The sequence below is a fragment of the Vibrio sp. V15_P4S5T153 genome (assembly GCF_963874485.1).
Classification (GTDB): domain Bacteria; phylum Pseudomonadota; class Gammaproteobacteria; order Enterobacterales; family Vibrionaceae; genus Vibrio; species Vibrio anguillarum.
Genome location: NZ_CAWNHR010000002.1, coordinates 42,711 through 49,525, shown reverse-complemented (window position 1 = coordinate 49,525; position 6,815 = coordinate 42,711). Strand labels below are relative to the sequence as shown.

The following is a 6,815-nucleotide window of genomic DNA, read 5'->3' as shown; positions in this document are numbered from 1 at the left end:
CCTCTGTGCTGCCGCTCGACTTGCATGTGTTAGGCCTGCCGCCAGCGTTCAATCTGAGCCATGATCAAACTCTTCAATTAAAGTTTTGTTGGTCCTAAGACCGGCTCAATGAATACTGACTTCAAAACTGTTTTTACTCGAAAGTAAAAAGTAATTTTAAAGCTATTGTTGTTCCAACAGAACAACAATGAATTGACTGTGCCAAAATCAAGTAAACTTGATTCTGATTGGTCACTCAGTTCATTGATAAATCTTTTTTGATTATCATCAACGAGTGCCCACACAGATTGATAGGTTTATATTGTTAAAGAGCGTTCTTCTCTGGCTTGCCGAGGCTTCCTTTGAAGAGGCGGCCATTCTAGCGAGATAATGGAAAGTGTCAAACACTTTATTAAATTATTTCGTCTTACCGATTTGACCTACTGATTGGCTGCTCGTTGGGCTTAAACCCTTACTGGCTGTGCCGTGTCAGTGAGGCGGCATTATAGAGATCGCCGTCACGTTGGCAACCCCTTTTTGCTGTTTTTTTTGATTTTCTGTTCGTTGGGATAATTTTTATTCAAAAAGAGTTGTTTTGACGCTATTTCTGTTTAATTTATCTTATGGCGTCAGTTATTAAAGGAGACGAGCATGTCATCAATTCGTAGTTATAAAGGAATATCCCCACAAATCGGACAGCGCGTCTATATAGATAGTAGCTCGGTGTTGGTTGGCGATATTGTTTTAGGCGATGATTCCAGCATATGGCCATTGGTTGCAGCCAGAGGCGATGTAAACCATATTCACATTGGCCAACGTAGCAACATTCAAGATGGCAGCGTACTGCACGTGACTCATAAAAACACCGAAAACCCGGATGGTTTTCCACTTATTATTGGCGATGACGTCACAATTGGCCATAAAGTGATGCTGCATGGTTGCGTAATCCATGATCGAGTCTTAATTGGCATGGGAGCAATTGTGCTCGATGGCGTAGTCGTTGAGTCGGAGGTGATGGTTGGAGCTGGCAGTTTAGTGCCACCAAACAAGGTATTGGTTAGCGGCTATCTTTATGTAGGATCCCCAGTGAAACAGATCCGCCCGCTAACAGATAAAGAGCGAGCTTTTTTGCTTAAATCTTCCGACAACTATGTGCAGAACAAAAATGACTATCTTACGAGTGTCAAAGAAAGCCATTAACTAAGCTTTAATCTCTATTTGTCCATCTAAATTGAACGCTTCATCTTCAATCAAGCTTTCAGCAAGCTCTTCAAGGTCAAATCGCCATTGTTCAAAAACTTGAATAGCTTGCTCACCGTTAGTAATCATTTCACCAGACAGATGGCTCAGTACTGACTTGTGTACCGTACACTCGAGCAAAGCTCCCGCGTGTTGAGCAGGAAAAAGTACGCTTTGGCTTGCCGAGTGCCACGTTTGTCGGTCAGGAAATAAAATCGCTTGATTCATGATTAGCCTTCTAGATTTTTTCTCAGTTCTCTCAATATTTGTCGAGAACCCGGCCTGAGTCCGCGCCATAGCATAAAGCTCTCCGCAGCTTGCCCAACCAACATCCCCAAACCATCATAAGCATGAGCGCAATGATGACTTAATGCCCACTGATTGAATGTTGTTAATCCTTTGCCATACATCATGTCATAGGCAACACTGCTCTTACTGAAGATCGTCGGAGCGATATTTGGCAATTCACCATCTAAACTAGCCGAGGTCGAGTTAATGATGAGGTCAAAATGCTGATTAATCTCTTCCAGCGCGATTGCTTTTACCGCGCCAAAGGGACTAAAAAGCGTGGCGAGCTGCTCGGCTTTTGCAAAGGTGCGGTTGGTAATCACGATACTTGTAGGGTGCTGATCGAGTAAGGGCTTAATCACGCCGCGCGCCGCGCCGCCAGCACCAATCACTAAAATGGAAGCGTCTCGTAGTGGCACTTGGTACTGAAGCAGATCTTGAACCAGCCCTTCACCATCAGTGTTATCACCGATGATTTCGCCATCATCTAATTTTTTCAGTGTATTGACCGCGCCTGCAAGTTGAGCTCGCTCGGTTAATCGATCCGCAAACTGATACGCTTCTTCTTTAAAAGGCACGGTAATATTGCACCCTCGACCACCGGAGGCAAAAAAGGTTTCAGCCGCTTGTTTAAAGCCATCTAGAGCCGCGAGTTGAGCGGTATAGTGCATTTCCTGACTGGTTTGCCGTGCAAAAAGTGTGTGGATCATCGGCGATTTACTGTGTCCGATTGGATTACCAAATACTGCATATTGATCAATGTGATGAGCCATATCCTTGCCTCTCGATAATTAACAGGGCCACCTCGGCACCCCTATCATTGAAAATGTACCGCGGTCACCACTCCCTCGGCAGCAAGAAGGTGTTTAATTTCGCTTCTGCGCTGCCCTCTTCCGCTTGATAACGATATTGCCAACGAGCTAATGGCGGCATCGACATTAAAATCGATTCCGTTCGACCGCCACTTTGCAAACCAAACAATGTGCCGCGATCATACACTAAGTTGAACTCTACATAGCGACCACGGCGATAAAGTTGAAACTGGCGCTCTCTGTCACCGTACTCCATCGCTTGACGACGTTCAACAATCGGCAAATACGCAGCGGTGTATCCTTTACCGACAGCTTGCATATAAGCAAAACAGCGCTCAAATCCCCAAGCGTTTAAATCATCGAAAAATAGGCCACCAATACCGCGCGTTTCATTGCGATGAGGGAGGAAGAAATACTCATCGCACCACGATTTATGTTCGGCATACACTTTTTCACCAAAAGGAACACACAGGGCTTTCGCTGTGGCATGCCATGATTGAGCATCTTCTTCAAACGGATAGAAAGGCGTTAAGTCAAATCCTCCGCCAAACCACCAGATAGGATCTTCGCCTTCTTTTTCAGCGATGAAGAAACGAACATTGGCATGAGAAGTCGGAACATAGGGATTGTTTGGATGCATCACCAAAGAAACCCCCATCGCCTCAAAATGACGCCCAGCTAATTCAGGGCGATGCGCGGTCGCTGAAGCGGGCATTTGCTGCCCTTGCACATGTGAGAAATTCACGCCGCCTTGTTCAAAAACACGGCCTTCTTTCATCACTCGAGTTCGCCCACCGCCTCCCAAACGCTCACTCGGTTCGCGATGCCATGCATCTTCTTCAAACAGTGCTTGGCCATCCGCTTGTTCAAGTTGCTGGCAAATGGAGTCTTGCAGCTCAAGCAAAAATTGTTTGACGGCTTGCTTATCAATGGTTGGCATCGCTTACTTCCTTAGCAGGGTTAACCCTGTCTTAATACTTGTGAGGTTTTCGCGTCACGAATTTCACTGGGCTTATTTCGACCACCGGTTTGACCATCTAAAATCGCAACCAGTTGCTCACCCAGTTGCGATTCAACTTCTTCCGTTGTCAGGCAAGGTGCAAGACCACTTAAATTCGCACTGGTCGAGGTTAATGGTTTTCCAAACGCATTGCATAGCTTTTGCACTAAAGGATGATCTGTCACACGTACGGCTATTGAATCAAATTGCCCACTCACCCAAGTAGAGACTTTATCACTGGTCGGCATTATCCATGTCACAGGGCCAGGCCAGGTGGCATGTACTCGTGCGATCTGCTCTGATGTCAACTGGCTCTCATCAATATAAGGAAGCAATTGTTCGTAAGAGGCCGCAATTAAAATCAACCCCTTTTCCACAGGACGCTGCTTGAGCGCTAAGAGCTTCTGAATGGCTTGCGGGTTATCTGGGTCACACCCAACCCCAAACACGCCTTCCGTTGGGTAGGCAATTACTTCACCGTCACGTAGAGCCTGCAAAGTGTGTTCAAAGTTATTCACAAAAACTGTCCATCGGTTTCTTTAATACAGTGCGGCTAAGTGTACAAACTTCGTTGAAAACTGGCTAAAGCTATTTGTTTATAAAATGTATCAATTGCACAATTAAGCTGACGCAAACGTTTTCCTAAGGAAAAAATACTCGTATAATGCGCGCAAATTATCCCGATCACCCCATTTGTAGAAGTATTAAGGAGTTTGAGATGAAAGTCGGAATTATCATGGGTTCAAAATCCGATTGGCCCACAATGAAGCTAGCTGCTGACATGTTGGATCAATTTGGTGTGGCATACGAAACCAAAGTTGTCTCTGCTCACCGCACACCTCAACTTCTTGCCGATTACGCCACCAGCGCAAGAGAACGCGGCCTTAAAGTCATCATAGCTGGCGCAGGCGGAGCCGCACACCTGCCGGGCATGACGGCAGCGTTTACTAGCTTGCCGGTACTTGGCGTTCCCGTTCAGTCAAAGGCACTCAAAGGGATGGACTCTTTACTCTCGATTGTGCAAATGCCAAAAGGGATTGCGGTGGGCACCTTAGCTATTGGAGAGGCAGGCGCGGCCAATGCTGGGCTGCTTGCCGCGCAAATCATCGGCACCAGTGATGAGGCCGTCATGGCAAAAGTGGAAGCATTTCGTTTAGCACAAACTGAAGCGGTGTTGAGCCACCCTAACCCTGCAGAGGATTGATACTATGCACGTTTTAGTCTTGGGCGCTGGGCAACTGGCACGCATGATGGCGCTGGCTGGCGCTCCTCTGAACATTCAAATCTCCGCTTTTGATGTGGGCAGCGGTAACATCGTCCATCCTTTGACATTACACATCACTGGTCATGGTTTAGACAATGCGATCAAACAAGCGGATGTCATTACCGCTGAATTTGAGCATATTCCCCATGAAATTCTCACTGCTTGTGAGCAAAGTGGTAAGTTTCTTCCTAGCGTCGAAGCCATTAAAGCCGGAGGCGATCGCCGTCTTGAAAAAGCGCTACTCGATGAAGCCAACGCAAAAAATGCCCAATACTTTGTGATTAATACTCGTGAAGATTTAGATACCGCGATAACCAGCGTCGGCCTGCCCATGGTTCTAAAAAGTGCACTGGGTGGCTATGACGGAAAGGGTCAATGGCGTTTAAAAGAAGCTTCACAAGCAGAGCTCATTTGGCCAGAAATGGAAGCCTGTATCCAAGTCACTCCGACTCAAGCGATAGTGGCAGAGCAGTTTGTCCCCTTTGATCGTGAAGTCTCGTTAGTCGGCGCGCGTGCCAAAGATGGCAGCATCGCGGTTTACCCGCTGGCAGAAAATGTGCACATTAACGGTGTACTGAGTTTATCAACAGCGATAGATGACCCAGCCTTGCAAGAGCAAGCACTGTCGATGTTTACCTCGGTTGCCGCTCGTCTCAATTATGTCGGTGTGCTAGCGCTCGAGTTTTTTGATGTGCAGGGAACATTGTTGGTGAATGAAATTGCACCACGAGTCCATAACTCTGGTCACTGGACACAGCAAGGCGCAGAAACCTGTCAATTTGAGAATCACCTTCGCGCAGTATGTGGCTTACCTTTAGGCAGCACGAAGTTACTTCGCCCAACCGCGATGATTAATATTTTGGGTGAGGACAATTTACCAGAAGCCGTGATGGCGATTGAAGGCTGCCACATTCATTGGTATGGCAAAGAGAAACGTGCTGGGCGCAAAATGGGCCATATTAATGTCAGTGCAGATTACAACGCGCAGTTGCAACGAACGCTCTGTCGCTTGGCTGAAGTGCTTGATGCGACAACGTATCCAGCCTTGCACCATTTTGTTCAAGCGATCAAGCCGACGCTCTAAAACAAACCTAATTGACGATAAATACGGATAAAAAATGGCACGTTCAATGTGCCATTTTCATATGCCGTCACTTTACTCTGTGGCGGATTGAATATGACCACATTTTCGATCAGCACATTGCAGCTTGATACCACTGGCGAGTTTTTTCTCTATCAATAATCCAAACCCACATTTTTCGCATTTACCGGCAACAGGTTGTTGATTAACGGCAAACTTGCATTTAGGGTAATTATCGCAAGCATGAAAAGTTTTACCATGGCGCGTTTTTCGCTCCACTAAATGGCCTTTCAAACATTCAGGACAAAGCTGTTTTGACTGAGGAACATTGTCTGCAGGGGAATCTGTATCTTGGATATGGTGGCAATGCGGATAATGGCTACACCCGATAAACATGCCATAACGACCTTGGCGTAACACTAATTCATGGCCACACTCTGGGCATGGCACACCCAACTCCTTAACGATATGACCATCATTTTGCTGCAGCGGTTTAATATAGTCACAATTGGGATAATGGTTACAGCCTAAAAACAGCCCATGCTTACCCTGACGAAGCTGTAATTGGCCACCACATTGCGGACAAGGCTCATGCTGCAGCGCTTGTCCATGCGCAGAAAAAAGGGGGGACTCGGTTTTACGACTCATAATGCTCAACTAAACGAACGGCTGCAATCAATGCAAAATACCTTGATCTTTGGTGTATAGCAGCTCTTCCATAAGCGTGTAAGCATTTTCATTTCCCGGTACATTAAATAGCACCATCAAAATGATCCACTTTAAGTCATCCAATTCAAATTCATTGGTTTCTAAACCCATCACTCGATCAATCACCATTTCACGAATTTCAGGAGTTAATACTTTCACTTGTTCGAGGAACAATAAAAAACCTCGGCTTTCAAGATCCAGCCTGTCCATCTCTGGTGCTGTGTACATCCGCATCGAAGTCGCAGCACTGGTTGCCATCGCTGAATGAGCATCGGTTTGTTGCAATGCCGCAAGCTCTTCTAACCAATTCAGGGCCTTATAGATATCTTTCTGGTGAAAACCGGCTCGAAGCAATTCATCTTCAAGCTCATCTTGATCGACTTGCAAATCTACATCGCTATGGACGTAGGTTTCAAATAGATACATCAATATATCCATCATCAT

General features: G+C 46.2%; 9 protein-coding genes and 1 rRNA gene. 3 read left to right on the top strand and 7 right to left on the bottom strand.

Annotated elements, in window-relative coordinates:
- Positions 1-80: ribosomal RNA gene (locus AACT42_RS00555) — 16S ribosomal RNA — on the bottom strand; the annotation flags it as partial.
- Positions 81-630: 550 nt separating this feature from the next.
- Here AACT42_RS00555 and AACT42_RS00550 point away from each other — a divergent pair.
- On the top strand, positions 631-1,179 hold the full coding sequence (locus tag AACT42_RS00550; RefSeq protein ID WP_013855523.1) for a gamma carbonic anhydrase family protein: 549 nt from the start codon (positions 631-633) through the stop codon (positions 1,177-1,179).
- Here the strand turns inward: AACT42_RS00550 and AACT42_RS00545 are convergent, their stop codons facing one another.
- The 4 genes from AACT42_RS00545 to AACT42_RS00530 all read right to left on the bottom strand — a co-directional run bounded on the left by AACT42_RS00545 (position 1,180) and on the right by AACT42_RS00530 (position 3,836).
- Positions 1,180-1,446, bottom strand: a complete 267-nt coding sequence (locus tag AACT42_RS00545; protein ID WP_010319906.1) for a DUF1488 family protein — start codon at positions 1,444-1,446, stop codon at positions 1,180-1,182.
- Between the two features lie 2 nt (positions 1,447-1,448).
- Complete coding sequence (aroE, locus tag AACT42_RS00540; RefSeq protein WP_017046340.1) at positions 1,449-2,279, bottom strand: shikimate dehydrogenase; 831 nt, start codon at positions 2,277-2,279, stop codon at positions 1,449-1,451.
- A gap of 64 nt (positions 2,280-2,343) precedes the next feature.
- Positions 2,344-3,258: an oxygen-dependent coproporphyrinogen oxidase gene (hemF, locus tag AACT42_RS00535; RefSeq protein ID WP_010319908.1), complete on the bottom strand. Its 915-nt coding sequence runs from the start codon at positions 3,256-3,258 to the stop codon at positions 2,344-2,346.
- Positions 3,259-3,278: 20 nt separating this feature from the next.
- Positions 3,279-3,836 (bottom strand): L-threonylcarbamoyladenylate synthase, encoded by a 558-nt coding sequence (locus AACT42_RS00530; protein ID WP_010319909.1) that lies wholly within the window; start codon positions 3,834-3,836, stop codon positions 3,279-3,281.
- Between the two features lie 200 nt (positions 3,837-4,036).
- On the opposite strand from AACT42_RS00530, the gene purE reads away from it, so the two are divergent.
- Both purE and AACT42_RS00520 read left to right on the top strand, forming a co-directional pair.
- Positions 4,037-4,522, top strand: coding sequence for a 5-(carboxyamino)imidazole ribonucleotide mutase (gene purE / locus AACT42_RS00525; RefSeq protein WP_010319910.1), 486 nt, complete (start codon positions 4,037-4,039; stop codon positions 4,520-4,522).
- 4 nt (positions 4,523-4,526) lie between these two features.
- A complete protein-coding gene (locus AACT42_RS00520) occupies positions 4,527-5,666 on the top strand; it encodes a 5-(carboxyamino)imidazole ribonucleotide synthase (RefSeq protein ID WP_094131698.1) in 1,140 nt (379 codons plus the stop codon).
- 72 nt (positions 5,667-5,738) lie between these two features.
- Here AACT42_RS00520 and AACT42_RS00515 read toward each other — a convergent pair whose 3' ends face one another.
- Positions 5,739-6,311 carry a DNA topoisomerase family protein gene (locus AACT42_RS00515; protein ID WP_029189869.1) on the bottom strand — a complete coding sequence of 191 codons (573 nt, stop codon included), beginning with the start codon at positions 6,309-6,311 and terminating at the stop codon, positions 5,739-5,741.
- 27 nt (positions 6,312-6,338) lie between these two features.
- Entirely contained in the window at positions 6,339-6,815 is a 477-nt protein-coding gene (locus AACT42_RS00510) for a DUF494 family protein (protein ID WP_064624061.1), read from the bottom strand.

Coding starts and splice junctions, on each gene's coding strand:
- AACT42_RS00550 (WP_013855523.1), top strand. CDS start 631: ATGTCATCAATTCGTAGTTATAAAGGAATATCCCCACAAATCGGACAG.
- AACT42_RS00545 (WP_010319906.1), bottom strand. CDS start 1,446: ATGAATCAAGCGATTTTATTTCCTGACCGACAAACGTGGCACTCGGCA.
- aroE (WP_017046340.1), bottom strand. CDS start 2,279: ATGGCTCATCACATTGATCAATATGCAGTATTTGGTAATCCAATCGGA.
- hemF (WP_010319908.1), bottom strand. CDS start 3,258: ATGCCAACCATTGATAAGCAAGCCGTCAAACAATTTTTGCTTGAGCTG.
- purE (WP_010319910.1), top strand. CDS start 4,037: ATGAAAGTCGGAATTATCATGGGTTCAAAATCCGATTGGCCCACAATG.
- AACT42_RS00520 (WP_094131698.1), top strand. CDS start 4,527: ATGCACGTTTTAGTCTTGGGCGCTGGGCAACTGGCACGCATGATGGCG.
- AACT42_RS00515 (WP_029189869.1), bottom strand. CDS start 6,311: ATGAGTCGTAAAACCGAGTCCCCCCTTTTTTCTGCGCATGGACAAGCG.
- AACT42_RS00510 (WP_064624061.1), bottom strand. CDS start 6,815: ATGATGATGGATATATTGATGTATCTATTTGAAACCTACGTCCATAGC.